The organism is Streptomyces pyxinae, from assembly GCF_024756275.1.
GTDB classification, from domain to species: domain Bacteria; phylum Actinomycetota; class Actinomycetes; order Streptomycetales; family Streptomycetaceae; genus Streptomyces; species Streptomyces pyxinae.
Genome location: NZ_JANUGQ010000013.1, coordinates 131,092 through 154,593, shown reverse-complemented (window position 1 = coordinate 154,593; position 23,502 = coordinate 131,092). Strand labels below are relative to the sequence as shown.

General features: G+C 72.8%; 19 protein-coding genes. 16 read left to right on the top strand and 3 right to left on the bottom strand.

The features are described from left to right. The first annotated feature begins 101 nt into the window (after window positions 1–101). Window positions 102–1,139, top strand: a complete 1,038-nt coding sequence (locus tag NX801_RS17145; RefSeq protein WP_258788605.1) for a TerC family protein — start codon at window positions 102–104, stop codon at window positions 1,137–1,139. A 197-nt stretch (window positions 1,140–1,336) separates the two neighbouring features. Here the strand turns inward: NX801_RS17145 and NX801_RS17140 are convergent, their stop codons facing one another. Further along, window positions 1,337–1,993, bottom strand: a complete 657-nt coding sequence (locus tag NX801_RS17140) for an MBL fold metallo-hydrolase (RefSeq protein ID WP_258788604.1) — start codon at window positions 1,991–1,993, stop codon at window positions 1,337–1,339. A gap of 9 nt (window positions 1,994–2,002) precedes the next feature. Next, complete coding sequence (locus NX801_RS17135) at window positions 2,003–2,701, bottom strand: maleylpyruvate isomerase family mycothiol-dependent enzyme (protein ID WP_258788603.1); 699 nt, start codon at window positions 2,699–2,701, stop codon at window positions 2,003–2,005. A gap of 321 nt (window positions 2,702–3,022) precedes the next feature. Here NX801_RS17135 and uvrA point away from each other — a divergent pair, with 321 nt between their 5' ends. Beyond that, window positions 3,023–6,025: an excinuclease ABC subunit UvrA gene (gene uvrA / locus NX801_RS17130; protein WP_258788602.1), complete on the top strand. Its 3,003-nt coding sequence runs from the start codon at window positions 3,023–3,025 to the stop codon at window positions 6,023–6,025. Window positions 6,026–6,326: 301 nt separating this feature from the next. Beyond that, entirely contained in the window at window positions 6,327–6,755 is a 429-nt protein-coding gene (locus NX801_RS17125) for a Rieske (2Fe-2S) protein (RefSeq protein ID WP_258788601.1), read from the top strand. A 162-nt stretch (window positions 6,756–6,917) separates the two neighbouring features. On the opposite strand, the gene NX801_RS17120 is transcribed toward NX801_RS17125, so the two are convergent. Continuing rightward, window positions 6,918–7,943, bottom strand: coding sequence for a hypothetical protein (locus NX801_RS17120; RefSeq protein ID WP_258788600.1), 1,026 nt, complete (start codon window positions 7,941–7,943; stop codon window positions 6,918–6,920). Between the two features lie 225 nt (window positions 7,944–8,168). Between NX801_RS17120 and NX801_RS17115 the strand changes: the two genes are divergently transcribed. From NX801_RS17115 to NX801_RS17055, 13 genes are all read left to right on the top strand, one after another. Further along, the gene (locus tag NX801_RS17115) at window positions 8,169–8,849 is read left to right on the top strand and encodes a papain-like cysteine protease family protein (protein ID WP_258788599.1); all 681 of its coding nucleotides are present in this window, start codon (window positions 8,169–8,171) and stop codon (window positions 8,847–8,849) included. After that, the gene (locus NX801_RS17110; protein WP_258788598.1) at window positions 8,846–9,733 is read left to right on the top strand and encodes a hypothetical protein; all 888 of its coding nucleotides are present in this window, start codon (window positions 8,846–8,848) and stop codon (window positions 9,731–9,733) included. The genes NX801_RS17115 and NX801_RS17110 overlap by 4 nt, the downstream gene beginning before the upstream one ends. Before the next feature lie 261 nt (window positions 9,734–9,994). Next, on the top strand, window positions 9,995–12,178 hold the full coding sequence (gene uvrC, locus NX801_RS17105) for an excinuclease ABC subunit UvrC (protein WP_258788597.1): 2,184 nt from the start codon (window positions 9,995–9,997) through the stop codon (window positions 12,176–12,178). 99 nt (window positions 12,179–12,277) lie between these two features. Beyond that, a complete protein-coding gene (gene rapZ / locus NX801_RS17100; protein WP_258788596.1) occupies window positions 12,278–13,408 on the top strand; it encodes an RNase adapter RapZ in 1,131 nt (376 codons plus the stop codon). Beyond that, the gene (locus NX801_RS17095) at window positions 13,405–14,427 is read left to right on the top strand and encodes a gluconeogenesis factor YvcK family protein (protein WP_258788595.1); all 1,023 of its coding nucleotides are present in this window, start codon (window positions 13,405–13,407) and stop codon (window positions 14,425–14,427) included. The genes rapZ and NX801_RS17095 overlap by 4 nt, the downstream gene beginning before the upstream one ends. After that, the gene (gene whiA, locus NX801_RS17090; protein WP_031130047.1) at window positions 14,418–15,407 is read left to right on the top strand and encodes a DNA-binding protein WhiA; all 990 of its coding nucleotides are present in this window, start codon (window positions 14,418–14,420) and stop codon (window positions 15,405–15,407) included. Before NX801_RS17095 ends, whiA begins: the two co-directional genes overlap by 10 nt. Window positions 15,408–16,623: 1,216 nt before the next feature. Beyond that, window positions 16,624–17,628: a type I glyceraldehyde-3-phosphate dehydrogenase gene (gene gap / locus NX801_RS17085; RefSeq protein ID WP_258788594.1), complete on the top strand. Its 1,005-nt coding sequence runs from the start codon at window positions 16,624–16,626 to the stop codon at window positions 17,626–17,628. 125 nt (window positions 17,629–17,753) lie between these two features. After that, window positions 17,754–18,965 (top strand): phosphoglycerate kinase, encoded by a 1,212-nt coding sequence (locus NX801_RS17080; protein WP_258788593.1) that lies wholly within the window; start codon window positions 17,754–17,756, stop codon window positions 18,963–18,965. Window positions 18,966–18,971: 6 nt separating this feature from the next. Continuing rightward, on the top strand, window positions 18,972–19,748 hold the full coding sequence (gene tpiA / locus NX801_RS17075) for a triose-phosphate isomerase (RefSeq protein ID WP_258788592.1): 777 nt from the start codon (window positions 18,972–18,974) through the stop codon (window positions 19,746–19,748). Between the two features lie 274 nt (window positions 19,749–20,022). Further along, window positions 20,023–20,253 carry a preprotein translocase subunit SecG gene (gene secG, locus NX801_RS17070; RefSeq protein ID WP_258788650.1) on the top strand — a complete coding sequence of 77 codons (231 nt, stop codon included), beginning with the start codon at window positions 20,023–20,025 and terminating at the stop codon, window positions 20,251–20,253. A gap of 110 nt (window positions 20,254–20,363) precedes the next feature. Then, window positions 20,364–20,699, top strand: a complete 336-nt coding sequence (locus NX801_RS17065; protein ID WP_010352468.1) for an RNA polymerase-binding protein RbpA — start codon at window positions 20,364–20,366, stop codon at window positions 20,697–20,699. Window positions 20,700–21,213: 514 nt separating this feature from the next. Then, window positions 21,214–22,878, top strand: coding sequence for a glucose-6-phosphate isomerase (pgi, locus tag NX801_RS17060; protein ID WP_258788649.1), 1,665 nt, complete (start codon window positions 21,214–21,216; stop codon window positions 22,876–22,878). Window positions 22,879–22,881: 3 nt separating this feature from the next. After that, window positions 22,882–23,388 (top strand): PH domain-containing protein, encoded by a 507-nt coding sequence (locus NX801_RS17055; RefSeq protein ID WP_258788591.1) that lies wholly within the window; start codon window positions 22,882–22,884, stop codon window positions 23,386–23,388. Window positions 23,389–23,502 lie beyond the last annotated feature (114 nt).

Genomic DNA, 23,502 nt, shown 5'->3' with positions numbered 1-23,502 from the left:
CCCATGAGCCGAACCGGCGCCCGGCGCCGCCATGTTCACGGGTGGAGGAGACCTCCGGCAGCGACGACGCTGATCAGTAGCCGTACGACGCCGGAGGCGCAGTGGACGTATCGATGAACCTCTGGGCGGTGACCATCCTCGGTCTCTCCGCCCTGATCGCGGTCGACTTCTTCATCGGGCGCAAGCCCCATGACGTGTCGGTCAAGGAAGCCGGAATCTGGACCGTCGTCTGGATCGCCCTCGCCGGGGCCTTCGGGCTCGGCCTGCTCTCCTTCGGCGAGAGCCAGGCGTCCGGCGAGTTCTTCGCCGGATTCATCACCGAGAAGTCGCTCAGCGTCGACAATCTCTTCGTCTTCGTCCTGATCATGGCGAAGTTCTCGGTGCCCTCCCACCTCCAGCAGCGGGTGCTGCTCGTCGGTGTGCTGATCGCCCTGGTGCTGCGCGCGATATTCATCGCCGCCGGTGCCACGATCATCGCCAGCTTCTCCTGGGTGTTCTACCTCTTCGGCGCCTTCCTGATCTACACCGCCTGGAAGCTCGTCCAGGAGGCCCGCTCCGGCGAGGAGGACGAGGAGTTCGAGGAGAACCGGCTCCTGAAGTCCGTCGAGCGGCGCTTCGGGGTCGCGGACAAGTACCACGGCACCAAGCTCTTCATCCGGAACAACGGCAAGCGGGTGCTGACGCCGCTGATGGTCGTCATGCTCGCCATCGGCACCACCGACGTGCTCTTCGCGCTGGACTCGATTCCCGCCATCTTCGGGCTGACCCAGGACCCGTACATCGTGTTCACGGCCAACGCCTTCGCGCTGATGGGCCTGCGGCAGCTGTACTTCCTGATCGGCGGGCTGCTGAAGAAACTGGTGCACCTCAGCTACGGGCTGTCGGTGATCCTGGGCTTCATCGGGGTAAAGCTGGTGCTGCACGCCCTGCACGAGTCCGGGGTGCATGTCCCCGAGATCACGATCCCGTTCTCCTTGTCGGTCATCTGCGGTGTGCTGGTCGTCACCACGATCACCAGTCTGATGGCCTCCCGGAGGCAGGCCCGGCGCGAGGCCGCCGGGGGCGTACCGGGGGCGGCGGAGCGGGACCGCGAGGGCGAGACCGGCAGGGACGCCGGCAAGGACAGCGTGAGCGCCTGACCGCCCACCCACCGGCCCCGGCTCCCCACCGGCCCCGGCTCCCCACCGGCCCCGGCTCCCCACCGGCCCCGGCTCCCCGCCGGAGCCGGTCGGCCTCCGGGGCCGGTACGCCTCCGGGCCGGACTCATCCCTGCGGAGAGCCGGAGAGCCGGAGAGCCGGGGGCCGGAGGTGCCGCCGGGGCCGGGCGCGGGTGCGGCTACCAGCCGCGCTCGCGCCACTCCGCGAGGTGCGGCCGCTCCTGCCCGAGCGTGGTGTCCTTGCCGTGGCCGGGGTAGACCCAGGTCTCGTCCGGGAGCGCGTCGAAGAGCTTGGTCTCGACGTCCCCGATCAGGCTGGCGAAGGCCGCGGCGTCCTTCCAGGTGTTGCCGACCCCGCCCGGGAAGAGGCAGTCGCCGGTGAAGACATGGGGGTGGCCGTGCGGGTCGTCGTAGATCAGCGCGATCGAACCGGGCGTGTGGCCGACCAGCCGGCGGGCGGTCAGGGCGACCCGGCCGACCCGGACGGTGTCCCCGTCCGCGACCGGCACGTCCGTGGGGACGTCGATGCCCTCGGCGTCGTACTGCCCGGCATACGTCCGGGCGCCCGTCGCCGCCACCACCTCGGCCAGGGCCTGCCAGTGGTCGCCGTGGCGGTGAGTGGTGACGACGGAGGCGATCCCGTCGTCACCGATGAGGCGCAGCAGGGTGTCCGGCTCGTTCGCCGCGTCGATCAGCAGCTGCTCACCGGTGGTCCGGCAGCGGAGCAGATAGGCGTTGTTGTCCATCGGTCCCACCGAGACCTTGGAGATCATCAGCTCGCTCAGCTCGTGCACATCCGCCGGTCCCCCGGCCCTCACCACTCCGCTGTAGGTCATACGGCCAGCCTATAGCGGGGGCAGGGAGGGGAGCGGGCCGCCCGTCACCTCCAGCCCCGACCCGTCGCGGCGCCCCGCCAGCCAGCCGACGAGCTCCGCGGCCGGGCCCGAGACCGTCACCGGGGCGCCCTGGTCGCCGCCGGTCCGCCACTCCCCGGCGCCGCCTCCGCCGCCGGTCGCGAGCAGCCGGGCGGGCGCGACCGCGGGGTTGCCCGAGAAGCGGTCCGCGAGGAAGGAGATCTCCCGCTCGGTGAAGGCGGCGGGCAGGTCCTCCAGCTCGTAGCCGACGTCCAGATCGACATGGTGGATCTCGACCTCGACCAGGCGGCGGAAGGGCAGCCGGGCGGCCCGGTCGGTGACCCCGTTGCGGAGCTCCACCGTGCGCTCCCAGTCCGCCGGGGCCTCGCCCGCCCGCCGGACCCGGTCGGCGCTCTCCCGGAGGTCGGCCAGCTGCTCGTCGAGCGGGCGCCGGGCGTCGCGCTCGATGTCGGCGTCCCGGGCCTCCGCGCTGATGTACATGGGCCGGCCCGCCAGGACGTTCACCAGCGCGTCGGCGTTGCGGGCGACATGGGCGAGGAGATGACCGCGGGTCCAGCCGGGCAGCCGTGACGGCCGGCCCAGCGCGGCGTCGTCGAGTCGGGCGACTGCGCTGAGCAGTCGCTCCGTCGCCTCCTGTACGGAGGCCAGGTCACGCTCGTGATCGATCATGCGGTGACCCTAGCGCCGCCACTCGATCGGGTGAAGGTGGCCGGAGAGTGCCGTAAATCGAATGCACGTGCTATAGGCTCGGGCGAGGCATAGTGGGTAGTCAGACATCCATCGCGCCGGCGGCCCTCCCGGAGCTGTCCGGTCCGGACCCGCGCGGCCCGGAGCGGGGCGGCGCCCCGGCTCCTCTTCGGAGACCCGCGCTCCGACCGCTCGCCCCGACGCTCCTCCAGACCCGCTTTCCCCCAGACCAGCTCTTCAGGACCAGCTCTCTCCAGACCAGCTTTCTCAGGACCAGCTTTCTCAAGAAAGGTGCGGACCGGCGTGGCCGACCGTCTCATCGTCCGTGGCGCGCGCGAGCACAACCTCAAGAACGTCTCGCTCGACCTCCCGCGTGACTCGCTCATCGTCTTCACCGGGCTCTCGGGGTCGGGCAAGTCGTCCCTCGCGTTCGACACGATCTTCGCCGAGGGGCAGCGCCGCTACGTCGAGTCGCTCTCCTCCTACGCCCGGCAGTTCCTCGGCCAGATGGACAAGCCGGACGTGGACTTCATCGAGGGCCTCTCCCCGGCCGTCTCCATCGACCAGAAGTCCACCTCGCGCAACCCGCGCTCCACCGTCGGCACCATCACCGAGGTCTACGACTACCTGCGGCTGCTTTTCGCCCGGATCGGCAAGCCGCACTGCCCCGAGTGCTCCCGGCCCATCTCCCGGCAGTCTCCGCAGGCCATCGTGGACAAGGTGCTGGAGCTGCCCGAGGGCAGCCGGTTCCAGGTGCTCTCGCCGCTGGTGCGGGAGCGCAAGGGCGAGTTCGTCGATCTCTTCGCCGACCTCCAGACCAAGGGCTACAGCCGTGCCCGGGTGGACGGCAGTACCGTCCAGCTCACCGAGCCGCCCACGCTCAAGAAGCAGGAGAAGCACACCATCGAGGTGGTCGTGGACCGCCTCACGGTCAAGGACAGCGCCAAGCGCCGGCTGACCGACTCGGTGGAGACCGCGCTCGGGCTCTCCGGCGGCATGGTGGTGCTCGACTTCGTGGACCTCCCGGAGGACGACCCGGAGCGCGAGCGGATGTACTCGGAGCACCTGTACTGCCCGTACGACGATCTGTCGTTCGAGGAGCTGGAGCCCCGCTCGTTCTCGTTCAACTCGCCCTTCGGCGCCTGCCCGGACTGCACCGGCATCGGCACCCGGATGGAGGTCGACCCCGAACTGGTCGTCCCCGACGAGGAGCGCTCGCTCGACGAGGGCGCCATCCACCCCTGGTCGCACGGCCACACCAAGGAGTACTTCGGCCGGCTCATCGGGGGCCTCTCCGACGCCCTCGGCTTCCGTACCGACATCCCCTGGGCCGGACTGCCGCAGCGGGCCAGGAAGGCCCTGCTGTACGGGCACAAGACCCAGGTCGAGGTCCGCTACCGCAACCGGTACGGCCGGGAGCGCGCGTACACCACGCCCGCCTTCGAGGGCGCCGTCCAGTTCGTCAAGCGGCGGCACAGCGAGGCGGAGAGCGACTCCAGCCGGGAGCGCTTCGAGGGCTATATGCGCGAGGTGCCCTGCCCGACCTGTGAGGGCACCCGCCTCAAGCCGATCGTCCTCGCGGTCACGGTGATGGGGAAGTCCATCGCCGAGGTCGCCGCGCTGTCGATCAGCGACTGCGCCGACTTCCTGGGCGAGCTGCGGCTCAGCGCCCGGGACAAGAAGATCGCCGAGCGGGTGCTCAAGGAGGTCAACGAGCGGCTCCGCTTCCTGGTCGACGTGGGCCTGGACTACCTCTCGCTCAACCGCGCGGCCGGCACCCTCTCCGGCGGCGAGGCCCAGCGCATCCGGCTCGCCACCCAGATCGGCTCCGGTCTGGTCGGCGTGCTCTACGTGCTGGACGAGCCGTCCATCGGCCTCCACCAGCGGGACAACCACCGGCTCATCGAGACGCTGGTCCGCCTCCGCGACATGGGCAACACCCTGATCGTGGTGGAGCACGACGAGGACACCATCAAGGTGGCTGACTGGGTGGTGGACATCGGCCCCGGCGCGGGCGAGCACGGCGGCAAGGTCGTCCACTCCGGTCCGTTGAAGGAGCTGCTGGCCAACAAGGAGTCGATGACCGGGCTCTACCTCGCGGGCAAGCGGGCCATCCCGGTCCCGGACGCCCGTCGCCCGATGGACCCGGCCCGGCAGCTCACCGTCCACGGCGCCCGGGAGAACAACCTGCGGGACATCGACGTCTCCTTCCCGCTCGGGCTGTTCACCGCCGTCACCGGGGTCTCCGGCTCCGGCAAGTCCACCCTGGTCAACGACATCCTCTACACCCACCTGGCCCGCGAGCTGAACGGCGCCAAGTCGGTGCCCGGGCGCCACACCCGGGTGGACGGGGACGACCTGGTCGACAAGGTCGTGCACGTCGACCAGTCGCCCATCGGCCGGACGCCCCGCTCCAACCCGGCGACGTACACCGGCGTCTTCGACCATGTCCGCCGGCTCTTCGCGGAGACCACCGAGGCGAAGGTCCGGGGCTATCTGCCGGGCCGTTTCTCCTTCAACGTCAAGGGCGGCCGCTGCGAGAACTGCTCGGGCGACGGCACCATCAAGATCGAGATGAACTTCCTGCCGGACGTCTACGTCCCGTGCGAGGTCTGCCACGGTGCCCGCTACAACCGGGAGACCCTGGACGTCCACTACAAGGGCAAGTCCATCGCCGAGGTGCTGGACATGCCGATCGAGGAGGCGCTGGACTTCTTCGAGGCGGTGCCCACCATCTCCCGGCACCTCAAGACGCTCAACGAGGTGGGCCTCGGCTATGTCCGCCTCGGGCAGCCCGCGCCGACGCTCTCCGGCGGTGAGGCGCAGCGGGTGAAGCTCGCGGCCGAGCTCCAGAAGCGCTCGACCGGCCGCACGGTCTACGTCCTGGACGAGCCCACGACCGGTCTCCACTTCGAGGACATCGCCAAGCTGATCAAGGTGCTGTCCAACCTGGTGGACAAGGGCAACTCGGTGATCGTCATCGAGCACAACCTCGATGTCATCAAGACCGCCGACTGGGTCGTGGACATGGGCCCCGAGGGCGGCAGCGGCGGTGGCCTGGTGGTCGCCGAGGGCACCCCCGAGGAGGTGGCCGGCGTCCCGGCCAGTCACACCGGCAAGTTCCTGCGGGACATCCTGGGCGCCGACCGGGTCAGCGACGCCGCCGTGCCCGCGGCCCGCAAGCGCCCGGCCCGCAAGACGGCCGCGACCAAGGCGACCACCACCAAGACGGCCGCCAAGGCCGTCACGGCCAAGGCGGCGGCCAAGAAGCCGGCCAAGGCGGCCGCCCGGGCTCGCAAGGCCTGACCCCGCCCGCCCGGCCCGGAGCCGGGTGGGCGACCACGGCCGCCCGGGCCCGCGGGGCCTGACCGGCTCCGGCTTCGCGGGCCCGTCCGCCGGCCCCGGCCGCCGTCCGCTCCCGAGGGGACGGCGGCCGGGGCGCCGCCGGATACCCATCGGCTCCGGCGGCCCCGGGTCGGCCGGGCGGCGGAGCCCAGGGGGAGACCCGGCGCGGGGCCGCCGGTCCGGCTCGGTATCGTCGGCACGGACGGCACCGGCGGTATCGGCGGTTCCGTCACCGATGTCCGTGCTGCTCCATGGAGTCCTCATGTCCGGCCAGTCCGCCGCCCGCCGTACCGTGCTGAAAGGCGCCGCCCTCGCCGGGGCCGCCGGAGCCGGCGCCGCCGCCTGCTCCACCGAGTCCAAGCTCGGCCACGCCAGGCAGCCCACGCCGACCGCGCCCGTGGACCTCGGCGCGGCGGACGCGGTGCCGGTCGGCGGCGCCAAGCTCTACCGGGAGCAGCGCCTGGTGGTCAGCCGCCCGGCCGAGGGGCAGTACCGGGCGTTCAGCGCCCAGTGCACCCACGCGGGCTGTGTGCTGGCCAAGGTCGACGGGACGGAGGGCGACTGCGCCTGCCACGGCAGCCGTTTCGACGTGACGACGGGCCTGGTGCTCCAGGGCCCGGCGAGCGTGCCGCTGCCCAAGGTCCCGGTGAAGGTGGTCGCCGGCAAGCTGGTCGCGGGCCCGGACAAGTAGCCCCGGAGCGGTCCCGTACCGCGGCTGTGGCCCCGGAGCGGTCCCGTCCGGCCGGACTGCCGGTTGCCGCCGGAGCGGCCCCGTAGGGCGGCCGTGGCCCCGGATGCCCCGTACCGCGCCGCCGCCCCGGAGCGGTCCTGTGTGGCGGCCGTCGCCCCGGTCTCACTCCCAGTCCCAGTCGATGCCCAGCAGTCCCGGCCGCACCCCCTGCTCCACGACATGCACCGTGCGGTGCTGGCCGCTGAGCGTGAGCTCCGTCCGGCCGGTCCGGGGCGCGCCCGCCGTGGTCTGGGCGAACCGCCGGCACCGTACCGGCAGGGCCGCCGGATCGAACCGGACCTGAAGCACGTACTGCCCGCCCGCGAACCGGAACCCCCGGGCGTACTCGCCGCTCGGGCCGCCGGTCCCGTCCGTGAAGCCGTAACCGAAGAAGCAGGTCTCGCCCGCCCGCAGCCGGGCGTCGAAGAGCAGCTCGGCGACGACCACCCCGGTGGCGCCGTGCCGCCGGACCCGCCCCACCCGGCAGTTCTCGCCCGCCCACACCTCCACCCGCGCCGCCTCGCACCCCGGGTCCCCGTGGTGGACGGCGAGATAGCGGTCCACGCCGTCCCGGTGCGCGCGCACCAGGTGCTGCGAGTCCCGGCCCACCAGCTCCCGGCCGGGACCGATCCGCACCCGCTCGTGGTGGCCGACCGTGTGCACTCCGCCGTCGGCCGGCGACTCCAGCGAGGCGATCAGTTCCTCCACCGCGCCCGAGGGCTCCAGCAGCGCCCGGTACGGCCGGGAGGCGAACCGCTCGCCCACCACCTCCCCGGAACCCCCGCCCCCGGGCCCGCCCCGCCCGGGCGCACCGCGCCCCGCACCGCCCCGCCCGTCGGCGGCCCGGCCCGTATCGCCGCGCCCGCCGGAGGCGTCCGGCCCGGTGAGCAGCCGCAGCAGCGAGCCGTCCGGCACCCGGAGCAGCTCTTCCAGGGCCCGTACCGCCCGGAGGGACTCCGGCCGCTGCGGGCGCCGCAGGCCCTGCTGCCAGTAGGACAGGCTGGTCACCCCCACCTGGATGCCCCGGTGCGCCAGATGGTGCCGGACCCGCTGGAGCGGCAGTCCGCGTACTTCCAGGGCGGCCCGCAGTGCCAGATGGAAGGGGCCGGTGTGCAGGATCTGGGCCAGATCGGCCTCGGTGTGTCCCATGGGGGTTCCTCGGTGAACGTTCACGACGGGGTGGGGCCGGCCCGCGCGTCCGGGTGGGACGGAGCTGATGGGGCGGCCCGGGGCGTTCACAGGGCGGTCGGCGCGTTCACACCCCGGTGTCACCCCGCATTCAACCCTTGTTGACCTGTTCCCGACAACGGCCGATGCTCCGATCAGCGTCCGGACGTGATCCTCCCTCCCCACATCCCCAGCCGGAGGAACACGATGCGCAACCGAAGCAAGCCCCCGCACCTCCCCGCCGCCGCAGCCCCGGGCGGCACCCCCAGTCCCGCCCCCACCGGCCTCCGGCGTTCCCCGCGCCGGGTCCGCCGGTCCCTCGCCCTGATCGCGCTGCTCGCCGCGACGCTGGTGACGGCGCCGACCGCCGCCGTCGCCGCGTCCGCCCCCGGCGCCCGCGCCGCGCTCGCCCAGAAGCGGCTGGACATCACCATGCAGTCCCAGCAGAAGAACAACTGGTGCTGGGCGGCCGGCGGCAACACCATCGCCACCTGGTTCGGCCGGAACTACTCGCAGAACCAGTTCTGCAACGCCGCCTTCAACCGCCAGCAGGGCACCGAGTGCCCCAACGACCAGGCCACCCTCGGCAATGTCCAGAACGGCCTGCGCTGGGCCGGGATCAACAGCGGCTCCTATGTGACCGGCTGGCTGCGGTACGCCACCGTGCAGAGCGAGATCAACGCGGGCCGGCCCGTCGAGACCCGTATCCAGTGGTCGAGCGGCGGCGGCCACATGCACGTGATCTACGGCTACGACGACGCCAACAGCCTCGTGTACTGGGGTGACCCCTGGCCCTCCAGCGACCGCTACAACTGGGCGTCCCACGACTGGTACGTCGGCAACAACTCCTTCTCCTGGACCCACTCCCTCTACCGGATCGGGGCATGAGCGCGATGACCGTACGACGCCTCGCGGCCACCGCCGCGCTCACCACCGCCCTGCTCACCGGGGCCGCCCCCACCGCCCTCGCCGCCGGTGCCCCCGGGCCCGCCGCGACCACCCCGGACCGGGCCGCCTCGGCGCCCGGCACCCTGGACACCCTCGCCCGCTTCTTCGCCCAGGCGGGCCGGTCCGGAACGCCGTCCGGGGCTCCGTCCGGAGCGAAGGCCGCCGCGCCGGCCGGGGCGGTCGCCGCGCCCCGGATCGAGGGGACCGCCGTACCGGTGTACGTGCTGTCGCCCGACTTCGTGGCCGGCCGGGCGGACGCCCCGGTGGCCCGGGTCGAGTTCCACGCCGCCACCGCCGTCGCCGGGGACGGCCGGAAGGCGTCCGTGTGGACCGTGCGCCAGGGCACCTCCTGGCGGGTGGTGAACATCGCCACCGGCGACGACGAGACCCGGTACGCCCGCCAGGGCGCCCGCGCGCTGCCCGGTGGCACCGTCTTCCGGGAGCCGCAGATCGACGCCTGGTACGTCCAGAAGGGGACCAGGGTCCTGCCGCTGGACGAGGACGCGGCCCGGGCGGTCGGCGCCCGGGGTACCAGCCTCGCCGCCTACCGGGACCGGGTGCGGAGCGCGTACGGGGACAAGGCTCCCGGCTCGGCCTACGCGAAGCGGGGCCTGGCCGGCGGCTACGGCGCCCCGGCGGCCGGCACCGTCCCGGCCCCTGCCCCGGCGGACCGGACCGCGCCGGCGGCGCGGGCGGCGGACGCGGCCGGCTCCTCCCCGGCCGGCACTCCGGCCGGTACGCCGCTCGCGGTCGGCGGCGCGCTCGCCCTCGCGGCCGGCGCCCTGGCCGGCACCCGCGCCCTGCGCCGCCGCCGGACCGGCTGACCGGCACCCGGGCCGTGGGCACCCGGCCCGCCACCGGGCGGTGCGCGTCCGCCCGGCGTCCGGGCCGTGGGTGCCCGGCCGATCCCGCCGGGCCGTGAACGCCCGGACCCGGTGAACACCCTCGTGGAGCACCCCCGCCCCGGCGGAGGTGCTCCACCGCCGTTCCCGGCGCCCCCCGGAGCCGGCGACCGCCCGGGACCGGCGGGCGGCCGGGACCGGCGGGCGGCCGGGGTGTCGGTGGCCGCCAGTAGGGTGTGAGGCATGGCAGACCCCTCCAGCTACCGCCCCAAGCCGGGACAGATCCCCGACTCGCCGGGGGTCTACCGGTTCCGTGACGAGCACCGCCGGGTGATCTACGTGGGGAAGGCGAAGTCGCTGCGTCAGCGGCTCGCCAACTACTTCCAGGATCTCGCCGGACTCCACCCGCGCACCCGCACCATGGTCACCACGGCCGCCTCGGTCGAGTGGACCGTGGTCTCCACCGAGGTCGAGGCGCTCCAGCTGGAGTACTCCTGGATCAAGGAGTACGACCCCCGGTTCAACGTCAAGTACCGGGACGACAAGAGCTACCCGTATCTCGCCGTCACCCTCGACGAGGAGTTCCCCCGGGTCCAGGTGCTGCGCGGCCAGAAGAAGAAGGGCGTGCGGTACTTCGGCCCGTACAGCCACGCCTGGGCCATCCGGGAGACGGTCGATCTGCTGCTCCGGGTCTTCCCGGTGCGCACCTGCTCGGCCGGGGTTTTCAAGAACGCCGAGCGCACCGGCCGTCCCTGTCTGCTCGGGTACATCGGCAAGTGCTCGGCGCCCTGCGTGGGCCGGGTGAGCCCCGGGGAGCACCGGGAACTGGCCGAGGAGTTCTGCGACTTCATGACCGGCCGCACCGGCACCTACATCCGCCGCCTGGAGAAGGACATGATGGTGGCGGCCGAGGACCTGGAGTACGAGAAGGCGGGCCGGCTCCGGGACGACATAGGCGCCCTCAAGCGCGCCATGGAGAAGAGCGCCGTCGTGCTCGCCGACGCCACCGACGCCGACCTGATCGCCGTCGCGGAGGACGAGCTGGAGGCCGCCGTCCAGATCTTCCACGTCCGGGGCGGCCGGGTGCGCGGCCAGCGCGGCTGGGTCACCGACAAGGTGGAGGCCGTGGACACGGCGGGCCTGGTCGAGCACGCGCTCCAGCAGCTGTACGGCGAGGAGTCCGGCGACGCGGTGCCCAAGGAGGTCCTGGTCCCGGCGCTCCCGGAGGACCAGGAGGCCGTCAGCCAGTGGCTCAGCGGCCGGCGCGGCTCCCAGGTGTCCCTGCGCGTTCCGCAGCGCGGCGACAAGAAGGACCTGATGACCACCGTGGGCCGCAACGCCCAGCAGGCCCTGGTGCTGCACAAGACCAAGCGGGCCAGCGACCTCACCACCCGGTCCCGCGCCCTGGAGGAGATCGCGGAGGCGCTCGGCCTGGACGCGGCCCCGCTGCGCATCGAGTGCTTCGACATCTCCCACCTCCAGGGCGAGGACGTGGTCGCCTCCATGGTGGTCTTCGAGGACGGGCTGCCCCGGAAGAGCGAGTACCGCCGGTTCCAGATCAGGGGCTTCGAGGGCCAGGACGACGTCCGCTCGATGCATGAGGTGATCAGCCGGCGCTTCAAGCGGTATCTCGCCGAGAAGGAGCGGACCGGCGAGTGGACCGCCGAGCCGGCGGACGGCGTCCCGGCGCCGGACGGCGGGTCCGTACCGGCCGGCGCCCCGGCCCCGGACGAGGCCCGGGACGGCGGGTCCGTACCGGCCGGCTCGCCGGCACCGGACGTGCCCGGTCCCGGCGGCACCGGCGCGGCGGCCGGCGGACCGGTGGCGGAGGACGCGGCGGACGGTGACGCGGCGCCGGTGACCCTCACCGAGGACGACGGCCGGCCCAGGAAGTTCGCCTATCCGCCGCAGCTGGTGGTGGTCGACGGCGGACAGCCCCAGGTGGCGGCGGCCCGGCGCGCCCTGGACGAGCTGGGCATCGACGACATCGCCGTCTGCGGCCTCGCCAAGCGGCTGGAGGAGGTCTGGCTGCCGGACGACGACGACCCGGTCGTCCTGCCCCGTTCCAGCGAGGGCCTGTATCTGCTCCAGCGGGTCCGGGACACCGCGCACGACTTCGCCATCCGCTACCAGCGGAGCAAACGGAGCAAGCGCGTCCGGACCAGTCCGCTGGACGATGTACGCGGCCTCGGGGACGCCCGTAAGCAGGCGCTCATCAAGCATTTCGGCTCGGTCAAGCGGCTCCGGCAGGCGACGATCGAGCAGATCTGCGAGGTGCCGGGCATGGGCCGGAAGACCGCCGAGGCGGTGGCGGCGGCCCTGCTCGCGGCCGCTCCGGCCGCCCCCGCGGTGAACACCGCGACCGGAGAGATCATTGAGTACGAAGACGGCGGGGACACCGGAACCGGCGGGGAGACCCGCGGCTGACCCGGCGGGCGGACTCACCGCCGGCTCGGCGGGAGGAGTCGCGTCCGACGGGGAACGGCTACCTGCGACGGGAAAACCGCACATGACGGGGGCACACCCATGACAGGACACGAACGGCTGCCGGAATCGCCGGACGCACCGGACGCGCCGCGCACACCGGATCCGGCCACAGCGCGAACACCGAAGAACCCGCAAACGGCGTGGACACCGCAAACGGCGTGGACACCGCAAACGGCGCGGACGCCGCAAGAACGGAAGACGGCGCAGACACCGCCCGGCCGGGCGGAACGACACCGAGAAGACCGAGAAGACGGAGCAGCACACGTGAGTACGGGCACGACGATCGAGGCCGGCGAACCGGCGGGGGCGGCCATTCCGGAGCTGGTGATCATCTCCGGCATGTCCGGCGCCGGCCGCAGCACCGCCGCCAAGTGTCTGGAGGACCTCGGCTGGTTCGTCGTGGACAACCTGCCGCCCGCGCTGATCCCCACCATGGTGGAGCTGGGCGCCCGCTCGCAGGGCAATGTGGCCCGGATCGCCGTCGTGGTCGACGTGCGCGGCCGCCAGTTCTTCGACAACCTCCGTGAGTCGCTCGCGGACCTGGAGGCCCGCAAGGTCACCCGGCGGATCGTTTTCCTGGAGTCCTCGGACGACGCCCTGGTCCGCCGGTTCGAATCGGTGCGCCGCCCGCACCCCCTCCAGGGCGACGGCCGGATCACCGACGGCATCGCGGCCGAGCGCGACCTGCTGCGCGAGCTGCGCGGCGACGCCGACCTGGTGATCGACACCTCCAGCCTCAACGTCCACGAGCTGCGCGCCAAGATGGACGCCCAGTTCGCCGGCGACGCCGAGCCCGAGCTGCGCGCCACGGTCATGTCGTTCGGCTACAAGTACGGCCTGCCGGTCGACTCCGACCTGGTGGTCGACTGCCGGTTCCTGCCCAACCCGCACTGGGTGCCGGAGCTGCGCCCGTTCACCGGGCTCAACGAGGAGGTCTCCGGCTATGTCTTCAACCAGCCGGGTGCCAAGGAGTTCCTCGACCGGTACACCGAGCTGCTCCAGCTGATCGCCGCCGGCTACCGCCGCGAGGGCAAGCGGTACGTCACCATCGCGGTCGGCTGCACCGGCGGCAAGCACCGCTCCGTCGCCATGTCCGAGAAGCTGGCCGCCCGGCTCGCCTCCGAGGGAGTCGAGACCGTCGTCGTCCACCGGGACATGGGGCGCGAGTGAGGCCCTACCGCCGCCGGACGGGCACCCTCGCGGTCCGGACGCTCCGCCGGCGCGGCACCCAGCCCAAGGTGGTCGCGCTCGGCGGCGGCATGGGCCTCTCCGCCTCGCTGGCGGCCCTGCGCCGGATCACCGGCGACCTGACGGCCGTGGTGACGGTCGCCGACGACGGCGGCTCCAGCGGGCGGCTCCGCGAGGAACTGGGCGTGTTGCCGCCCGGCGATCTCCGCAAGGCGCTGGCCGCGCTCTGCGGCGACGACGACTGGGGGCAGACCTGGGCCCGGGTCATCCAGCACCGCTTCCAGTCCCGGGGCGAGCTGCACGAGCACGCGGTCGGCAATCTGCTGATCGTCGCGCTCTGGGAGCAGCTCGGCGACCATGTGCAGGCGCTGGACCTGGTGGGGAAGCTGCTGGGCGCGCACGGCCGGGTGCTGCCCATGTCCGCCGTGCCGCTGGAGCTCCAGGCGCTGGTCCGGGGGCACGACCCGGCCCGCCCGGGTGACGTGGACACCGTCCGGGGGCAGGCGACCGTGGCGCTCACCCCGGGCGAGGTGCAGTCGGTGCACCTGGTGCCGAACGACCCGCCCGCCGTGCCCGAGGCGGTGGCGGCGGTGCTGGACGCCGACTGGGTGGTGCTGGGGCCGGGGTCCTGGTTCTCCTCGGTGATCCCGCACCTGCTGGTGCCGGAACTGCTGGACGCGCTGGTGGAGACCAGGGCGCGCCGGGTGCTCTCGCTCAACCTCGCGCCCCAGCCCGGCGAAACCCCGGGCTTCTCTCCGCAGCGTCATGTGGAGGTTTTGGGACGACACGCCCCTAAACTCGCCCTGGACGTGGTGCTGGCCGATGAGGCCGCCGTGCCCGACCGCGAGTCGCTCGCCGACGCCGCCAAGCGGCTCGGAGCCGCGGTCGAGCTGGCCCCCGTGGCGAGGAAGGACGGCTCGCCCAGGCACGACCCGGAGCTGCTGGCCGCCGCGTACGACCGTATTTTTCGGATGCATGGAAGGATCGGCCCATGGCGATGACGGCAGCGGTGAAGGACGAGATCTCCCGGCTTCCCGTCACCCGGACCTGCTGCAGAAAGGCCGAGGTCTCGTCGATCCTGCGGTTCGCCGGCGGTCTGCACCTGGTGAGCGGCCGGATCGTGATCGAGGCGGAGCTGGACACGGCGATGGCCGCCCGGCGGCTGAAGCGGGACATCGCGGAGATCTTCGGCCACGCCTCGGAGCTGATCGTGATGGCCCCCGGCGGGCTGCGCCGGGGCTCGCGCTTCGTGGTCCGGGTGGTGGCCGGCGGTGACCAGCTCGCCCGCCAGACCGGCCTGGTCGACGGCCGGGGCCGGCCCATCCGCGGGCTGCCGCCGCAGGTCGTCTCGGGGGCGACCTGCGATGCCGAGGCCGCCTGGCGCGGCGCGTTCCTGGCGCACGGCTCGCTGACCGAGCCCGGCCGTTCCTCCTCGCTGGAGGTGACCTGCCCCGGCCCGGAGGCGGCGCTCGCCCTGGTGGGCGCCGCCCGCCGGCTCTCCATCGCCGCCAAGGCCCGTGAGGTACGGGGCGTGGACCGGGTGGTGGTACGGGACGGGGACGCGATCGGCGCCCTGCTGACCCGGCTCGGGGCGCACGAGTCGGTGCTCGCCTGGGAGGAGCGCCGGATGCGCCGCGAGGTCCGGGCCACCGCCAACCGGCTGGCCAACTTCGACGACGCCAACCTCCGCCGCTCGGCCCGGGCCGCGGTCGCCGCGGGCGCCCGGGTGCAGCGCGCCCTGGAGATCCTGGGCGAGGAGGTGCCCGAGCACCTCGCGGCGGCCGGCCGGCTGCGCATGGAGCACAAGCAGGCGTCCCTGGAGGAGCTGGGTGCCCTCGCGGACCCGCCGCTCACCAAGGACGCGGTGGCCGGCCGTATCCGCCGTCTCCTCGCCATGGCCGACAAGCGGGCCCAGGACCTGGGCATCCCGGGCACCGAGTCCAACCTCACCGAGGAAATGGCCGACGGCCTGGTCGGCTGACCCGAGCCCCGCCGGACCCGGCCCCCCACCGGACCTCGCCCCCGGCCGGGCCCGGGCCCCCGCCGGGTCCCAGACCCTTACCCGGTCCATGGCCCCGGGCCCCCGCCGGCCCCACGGCCCCGGGCCCCGGCTCCTCGCCGGGCCCGCTACCGCGTCGTCCTGGTTCCCGGTCCCGGCCCTCACCCTTCGTCGGTCCCGGTTCCAGGCTCCCTCGGCTCTGGTCCCCGGCCGGGTACCGGCGCCTGGTCCCTGGTCCCTGGTCCCGGGCCCCGGCTTCCCGACGGCCCCGGCCCCTCGCCGTTCCCGGTACCGGCTCCCCGCCGACTCCGGCTCGTGGTCCCGGCTCCGGCTTCCCGTCGGTCCCGGTTTGCGACCAGGGCCCGGCCCCTCGTCGGCTCTGGTCCCCGGCCGACACCCGGGCCCGGGCCCCCGCCGGGCCTACTCCCGGCCGACCCCGGCCCCCCGTCGTCCCAGCTTCTGGTCCCGGGCCCCGGCCCCGTAGCCCCTGGTCCCGGCGCCTCGTCGTCCTGGTCCCGGGCCCCGGCTCCCTCCTCGGTCCCGGCTCATGACCTTGCCCCCCGCCGGGGCCCGGCGCCTCGTCGCGGGCCTCCGGCGTGTCCCGCCCCGGCCCGTGGCCCCGGGGCGCCGGTCGGACGGCGGCCGGGATGCGGGGCGGGCGTCCGCTCCGCCGCCGCGCGCCCCGTTCGCCTTCGCGCGCCGGGGGATTCGCCTCCGTGCGCCGGGGCATCGACGCGGCCGGGCGACCCGGGCCCGGCGCCGTGCGGCAGCCCCGGGGATCCCGCCAACCACCCCTGCCCGCACGGGTTCCGGAGAGCGGAACCCCGGGGTCGCGCGCGGTGGGCCCCGGGCGCGACCGACGGGTACCGGCCGACCGCGCCGGGGGTGACGGACGGTATCCGCCGCAAGGGACTGCGGGGGCGGTGGCCGGGGTAGGGACGGGGATGTGATCCCGCCGCCTCCCGGCAGCCCCCCGCTCCCGCCCGGGCGGTCCTCCGGTACCGCTCCGCCGGGCCCGGCGCGACCGCCGGACGGGTGCCCGGCCCATACCCGCTGGTAGTCACGGAGCGCAAGGTCGTGCGGATGCGCTCGATGTCACTCGCGCCCCGCCGGGGAGGTAGGGTCGTAAGCGGTCGGGGACATCCCTAATACAGCTCGCCGGCACCTTGGGCCGGCGTACCAACGAGGAGATCGGTTCGTGACGATCCGCGTAGGAATCAACGGCTTCGGCCGCATCGGTCGCAACTACTTCCGCGCACTGCTGGAGCAGGGCGCGGACATCGAGATCGTGGCTGTCAACGACCTGGGTGACACCGCCACCACGGCGCACCTGCTGAAGTACGACACGATCCTGGGCCGCCTCAAGGCCGAGGTGACCCACACCGAAGACACCATCACCGTCGACGGTCACACCATCAAGGTGCTCTCCGAGCGCGACCCGGCCGACATCCCGTGGGGTGAGCTGGGCGTCGACATCGTCATCGAGTCGACCGGCATCTTCACCAAGAAGGCCGACGCCGAGAAGCACATCGCCGGTGGCGCGAAGAAGGTCCTCATCTCGGCCCCGGCCAAGGACGAGGACATCACCATCGTGATGGGCGTCAACCAGGAGAAGTACGACGCCGACCAGCACCACGTCATCTCCAACGCCTCCTGCACCACCAACTGCGTGGCGCCGATGGCCAAGGTGCTCGACGAGAACTTCGGCATCGTCAAGGGCCTGATGACGACGGTGCACGCGTACACCAACGACCAGCGCATCCTGGACTTCCCGCACAAGGACCTGCGCCGCGCCCGTGCCGCCGCGGAGAACATCATCCCGACCTCGACCGGTGCCGCCAAGGCCACCGCCCTGGTCCTCCCGCAGCTCAAGGGCAAGCTGGACGGCATCGCCATGCGCGTCCCGGTCCCGACCGGCTCGGTCACCGACCTCGTCGTCGAGCTCGACCGCGAGGTCACCCGCGACGAGATCAACACCGCCTTCCAGAAGGCCGCCGAGGGCCAGCTGAAGGGCATCCTCGACTACACCGAGGACCCGCTCGTCTCCTCGGACATCGTCAACTGGCCGGCCTCCTGCACCTTCGACTCCTCCCTGACCATGGCCCAGGGCAAGCAGGTGAAGATCGTCGGCTGGTACGACAACGAGTGGGGCTACTCCAACCGCCTCGTGGACCTCACCGTCTTCGTCGGCGGCCGGCTCTGATCACCAGGGCAGGCACCTCGATGTGAGCACAGGGCTCGGGCCGCGCGACGCGACGCGCGGCCCGAGCCCTGTCGCCTGCCTCGGCCTCCCACGCTTCCCCAAGGTCCCCAAGGAGTCTCACACTGATGAAGACGATCGACGAACTGCTCGCCCAAGGCGTGGAGGACAAGCGGGTATTCGTCCGCGCCGACCTCAACGTGCCCATGGAGAACGGCGCCATCACCGACGACGGCCGCATCCGTGCCGTCCTGCCGACCGTGAAGGCACTGATCGAGGCCGGCGCCAAGGTCGTGGTGGCCTCGCACCTGGGCCGCCCCAAGGGTGCCCCGGACCCGGCGTTCACCCTCCGGTTCGCCGCCTCCCGCCTCGGTGAACTGCTCGGTGCCCCGGTCTCCTTCGCCGGGGACACCATCGGTTCCGAGGCGCACGCCGCCGTGGCCGGTCTCGGGCGCGGCCAGGTCGCCGTGCTGGAGAACCTCCGCTTCAACCCCGGCGAGACCTCCAAGGACGACGCCGAGCGCGCCGAGTTCGCCGCCCGGCTCGCCGCCCTCGCGGACGTGTACGTCGGTGACGGCTTCGGCGCCGTGCACCGGGCGCACGCCTCGGTCCACGACCTGCCGCGGCTGCTGCCGAGCTACGCCGGCTACCTGATCACCACCGAGGTCGGCGTCCTCAAGCGCCTCACCGAGGACGTCAAGCGGCCGTACGCCGTGGTGCTCGGCGGCGCCAAGGTCTCCGACAAGCTGGGCGTCATCGACCAGCTCCTGGACAGGGCCGACCGCATCCTGGTGGGCGGCGGCATGGCGTACACCTTCCTCAAGGCCCAGGGCCACGAGGTCGGCATCTCCCTCCTCCAGGAGGACCAGATCCCGACCGTGCTGGAGTACCTGGAGCGCGCCAAGGAGCGCGGCGTGGAGTTCCTGCTCCCCGTCGACGTGCTGGTCTCGGCCGACTTCCCGGACCTGAAGACCAAGGCCCCGGCCAACCCCACGACGGTCGCCGCCGACGCCATCCCGGCCGACCAGGAGGGCCTGGACATCGGTCCGGAGACCCGCAAGCTGTACGCCTCGAAGCTCGCCGACGCGGCCACCGTCTTCTGGAACGGTCCGATGGGCGTCTTCGAGCACCCCGACTACGCCGAGGGCACCAAGGCCGTCGCCCAGGCGCTCACCGACTCCTCCGCCTTCTCGGTGGTCGGCGGCGGCGACTCCGCCGCGGCCGTCCGGACCCTGGGCTTCGACGAGTCGGCTTTCGGCCACATCTCGACCGGCGGCGGCGCGAGCCTCGAATACCTCGAGGGCAAGACGCTTCCGGGCCTCGCCGCACTGGAGGACTGAACACCTGTGAGTACGCGTACCCCGCTGATGGCGGGCAACTGGAAGATGAACCTCAACCACCTGGAGGCCATCGCCCACGTCCAGAAGCTCACCTTCGCGCTGACCGACAAGGACTACGAGGCCGTCGAGGTCGCGGTCCTCGCCCCGTTCACCGATCTGCGCTCCGTGCAGACCGTGGTGGAGGGCGACAAGCTCAAGATCAAGTACGGCGCCCAGGACCTGTCGGCGCACGACTCCGGTGCGTACACCGGTGAGATCTCCGGCGCCATGCTCGCCAAGCTGAAGTGCGCCTACGTGGCCGTGGGGCACTCCGAGCGCCGCCAGTACCACGGCGAGACGGACGAGATCTGCAACGCCAAGGTGAAGGCCGCCTACCAGCACGGCCTGACCCCGATCCTCTGCGTCGGCGAGGGTCTGGACGTCCGCAAGGCGGGCAACCAGGTCGCGCACACCCTGGCGCAGCTCGACGGCGGACTGAAGGACGTCCCCGCCGAGCAGGCCGAGTCGGTCGTGATCGCGTACGAGCCGGTCTGGGCGATCGGCACCGGCGAGGTGGCGACCCCGGAGGACGCCCAGGAGGTCTGCGGGGCCATCCGCGGCCGGCTGGCCGAGCTGTACTCCCCGGAGCTGGCCGGCAAGGTCCGCATCCAGTACGGCGGTTCGGTGAAGTCCGGGAACGTCGCCGCGATCATGGCGCAGCCGGACGTGGACGGCGCGCTGGTGGGCGGCGCGGCGCTGGACGCCGACGAGTTCGTCAAGATCGTCCGCTTCCGCGACCAGTGAGTATGCGGTAGGGCGGATCCGTCGTACCCTTGCGGGGGCCGGGGCTCAACCGTGCCGGCGGGCGGCAGCGCCGCCCGGCCGGGAGCCCGGGCCCCCGTCGTCCGTACGGGCCGGGGCCGGGTCGTCCGCGACCGGTCGGTCCCGCCGTCCGCGGCGGGGCGGTTCCGCAGCCCGTATGTTCCGCAGTCCGTGTCAAATGGTTCCTCGTCGTCCGAGCGTCACCCGAGCGCCGTCCGAGCCGAGAATGTCCAGGAAGTAGGGTCCAGCCGTGGTTATGGGGTTCTCGATCGCCCTGATCGTCTTCAGCCTGCTGCTGATGCTGCTGGTGCTGATGCACAAGGGGAAGGGCGGCGGCCTCTCCGACATGTTCGGTGGCGGCATGCAGTCCTCCGTGGGCGGCTCCTCGGTCGCCGAGCGGAACCTCGACCGCATCACCGTCGTGATCGGCGTGCTCTGGCTCGCCTGCATCATCGTGCTCGCGCTGCTGATGAAGCTGGACGGCTGAACCGTCCGCTCCGCGTCCCGTGGCCGGGTGTAACTCCATGTACTGGACGCGCGTTGGGCCGTACGTAGACTGGGGCATCCGCGAGCACCATCACGCAGGGAGTTACGACCGTGGCAAGTGGCAACGCGATCCGGGGAAGCCGGGTCGGGGCGGGGCCGATGGGCGAGGCGGAGCGGGGCGAGTCCGCGCCGCGTCTCCGCATCTCCTTCTGGTGCTCCAACGGGCACGAGACGCAGCCGAGCTTCGCCAGTGACGCGCAGGTCCCGGACACCTGGGACTGCCCCCGGTGCGGCTTCCCGGCCGGCCAGGACCGCGACAACCCGCCGGCTCCGCCGCGCACGGAGCCGTACAAGACCCATCTCGCCTACGTCCGCGAGCGGCGCAGCGACGCCGACGGCGAGGCGATCCTGGCGGAGGCGCTCGCCAAGCTGCGCGGCGAGATCTGAGCGCGGCGCACTCGTTTTCGTGAAGGGCGGGCTCCGCCGGTGGTGACCTCCACCGGCAGAGCCCGCCAATTCGCGTTCCCGCGCCCCGTGTCGTCGCGTGCGCTCCCCGGGCCCGCCGCATCGTGGCCTCCCCTGCTGTTGCGGGTCCGTCGGACCGCGTCGCCCGATGCCGTTCCGGGGCCGTCGAACCGTGCCGTCCCGTGCGTTTCCCGGCCCGGCGAACCGTGTGTTCCCGCCCGGGGCCGGGCCCCTCACCCGTCCGCGCGGCGATTGTCAGTGGTGCCGCCTACGGTCGTCGGTGGGTGCTTCCCGTGCCCCTGTGTGCCCCGGTGCGGCGCTGCGGGCCGCTCTTCCGTACGGGCGGGCGCTCATCGGTTCGGGTGCGGGGGTGGGGAGTTCGCGCCGGGCTCAACCCCGGCAGGTGCCGTCGCGTCCTCGTGGGGGCAGATCATTTAGGTTGGAGAGGCAGCGGGGCAAGCAGGCAGTTCCGAGGAGAAAAGGACTGATGTCCGAGATGAACGCAGACGGCCGTACCAGGCTGAACCAGCGGCCCGAGTGGGTAGCGCTCGCCGAGCACCGCGAGCGGCTCGGGAGCACTCATCTGCGGGAGCTGTTCGCCGGGGACCCGGCGCGCGGCACCACGTACACCCTGCGGGTCGGTGACCTGTACCTGGACTACTCCAAGCAGCTGGTCACCGACGAGACGCTGGCCCTGCTGCGCGAGCTCGCGGCCGCCACCGACGTGGCCGGGCTGCGGGACGCGATGTTCCGCGGCGAGAAGATCAACACCACCGAGGACCGGGCGGTGCTGCACACCGCGCTCCGCGCCCCGCGCGACGCGGTGATCGAGGTCGACGGGGAGAACGTCGTGCCCCAGGTGCACGCGGTGCTCGACAAGATGGCCGCCTTCTCCGAGCGGGTCCGCTCCGGCGAGTGGACCGGCCACACCGGCAAGCCCATCCGCAACATCGTCAACATCGGTATCGGCGGCTCCGATCTGGGGCCGGCGATGGCGTACGAGGCGCTGCGCGCCTACACCCGGCGCGATCTGACCGTCCGCTTCGTCTCCAATGTGGACGGCGCCGATCTGCACGAGGCGGTCCGCGACCTGGACGCCGCCGAGACGCTCTTCGTCGTCGCCTCCAAGACCTTCACCACCATCGAGACCATCACCAACGCCACCAGCGCCCGGGAGTGGCTGCTCGGTGAGCTGAAGGCCGGTCAGGAGGCCGTCGCCCAGCACTTCGTGGCCCTCTCCACCAACGCGGAGAAGGTCAAGGACTTCGGCATCGACACGGCCAACATGTTCGAGTTCTGGGACTGGGTCGGTGGCCGGTATTCCTACGACTCCGCCATCGGTCTCTCCCTGATGATCGCCATCGGCCCGGACCGCTTCCGGGAGATGCTCGACGGCTTCCACCTGGTCGACGAGCACTTCCGCACCGCCCCGCCGGAGGAGAACGCACCGCTGCTGCTCGGTCTGCTGGGCATCTGGTACGGCTCCTTCTTCGGCGCCCAGTCGCACGCGGTGCTGCCGTACTCCCACTATCTGAGCCGCTTCACGGCGTACCTCCAGCAGCTGGACATGGAGTCCAACGGCAAGTCGGTCGACCGTGACGGCGAGCCGGTCGACTGGCAGACCGGGCCGGTGGTCTGGGGCACCCCGGGCACCAATGGGCAGCACGCCTACTACCAGTTGATCCACCAGGGCACCAAGGTCATCCCGGCCGACTTCATCGGCTTCGCCAAGCCGGTGGCCGATCTGGCGCCCGGCCTGGTCGCCCAGCACGACCTGCTGATGGCGAACTTCTTCGCCCAGACCCAGGCGCTGGCCTTCGGCAAGACGCCCGACGAGGTGCGCGCCGAGGGGGTGGCCGAGGAGCTGGTGCCGCACAAGACCTTCCAGGGCAACCACCCCACCACCACCGTCCTGGCCGACGAGCTGACCCCCTCCGTGCTGGGCCAGCTGATCGCGCTCTACGAGCACAAGGTCTTCGTCCAGGGCGCGGTCTGGAACATCGACTCCTTCGACCAGTGGGGCGTCGAGCTGGGCAAGGTCCTCGCCAAGCGGATCGAGCCGGTCCTGACCGAGGGCGAGGGCGCGGCCGGCGAGGGGGAGCGGCTGGACAGCTCGACCGCCGCCCTGGCCCGTGCCTACCGGACGCTGCGGGGGCGCTGAGCGATGACCACCACGGGGGGAGACGCGGTGCGGCTGCGACCGCCGAACAACCGGCTGGACGGCCGGGCGGTGCGCTGGTGGCGCACCCAGTGGCTGCTGGTGTTCCTGGGGCCGGTGGCGGTCCTGGCCGTGCTGGGCGCGCTGATCGCGCCCGCCCGGTCCTGGCTGCTGCCGCCGGCCGGAGCGCTGGCCGTGCTGGGTGCGGCCGGCACAGTGCTCTTCCCCCGCTGGTGGTACGGGTTCCACCGCTGGGAGGTCACCGAGGACGCCGTGTACGTCCGGACCGGATGGCTCTGGCAGGAATGGCGGATCGCCCCGATGTCCCGGATCCAGACCGTGGACACCGTACGCGGCCCGCTCCAGCAGGCGTTCGGGCTGGCCACCGTCACGGTGACCACCGCCTCCGCGCGGGGCGCGGTGCGCATCGCCGGCCTCGACCACGGGCTCGCCGCCGACCTGGCCGAGCGGCTGACCCGGATCACCCGGGACACCCCGGGGGACGCCACGTGACCGCGCCGCACCCCGGGGACGGACTCGGGGACACTCCCCGCCTCGACACCGGCCCTCCGGGCGCCCCCGCCGGCGGGACCGGCCCGGCGCCGCGCCCCGGTGCCGGTGGCGGTG

Bases quoted from the DNA above. Each gene is read 5' to 3' on its own strand.
- NX801_RS17140 (WP_258788604.1), bottom strand. From the start codon at position 1,993: ATGACCTACAGCGGAGTGGTGAGGGCCGGGGGACCGGCGGATGTGCAC.
- NX801_RS17135 (WP_258788603.1), bottom strand. From the start codon at position 2,701: ATGATCGATCACGAGCGTGACCTGGCCTCCGTACAGGAGGCGACGGAG.
- NX801_RS17125 (WP_258788601.1), top strand. From the start codon at position 6,327: ATGTCCGGCCAGTCCGCCGCCCGCCGTACCGTGCTGAAAGGCGCCGCC.
- NX801_RS17120 (WP_258788600.1), bottom strand. From the start codon at position 7,943: ATGGGACACACCGAGGCCGATCTGGCCCAGATCCTGCACACCGGCCCC.
- NX801_RS17115 (WP_258788599.1), top strand. From the start codon at position 8,169: ATGCGCAACCGAAGCAAGCCCCCGCACCTCCCCGCCGCCGCAGCCCCG.
- NX801_RS17110 (WP_258788598.1), top strand. From the start codon at position 8,846: ATGAGCGCGATGACCGTACGACGCCTCGCGGCCACCGCCGCGCTCACC.
- uvrC (WP_258788597.1), top strand. From the start codon at position 9,995: ATGGCAGACCCCTCCAGCTACCGCCCCAAGCCGGGACAGATCCCCGAC.
- rapZ (WP_258788596.1), top strand. From the start codon at position 12,278: ATGACAGGACACGAACGGCTGCCGGAATCGCCGGACGCACCGGACGCG.
- whiA (WP_031130047.1), top strand. From the start codon at position 14,418: ATGGCGATGACGGCAGCGGTGAAGGACGAGATCTCCCGGCTTCCCGTC.
- NX801_RS17080 (WP_258788593.1), top strand. From the start codon at position 17,754: ATGAAGACGATCGACGAACTGCTCGCCCAAGGCGTGGAGGACAAGCGG.
- secG (WP_258788650.1), top strand. From the start codon at position 20,023: ATGGGGTTCTCGATCGCCCTGATCGTCTTCAGCCTGCTGCTGATGCTG.
- pgi (WP_258788649.1), top strand. From the start codon at position 21,214: ATGAACGCAGACGGCCGTACCAGGCTGAACCAGCGGCCCGAGTGGGTA.
- NX801_RS17055 (WP_258788591.1), top strand. From the start codon at position 22,882: ATGACCACCACGGGGGGAGACGCGGTGCGGCTGCGACCGCCGAACAAC.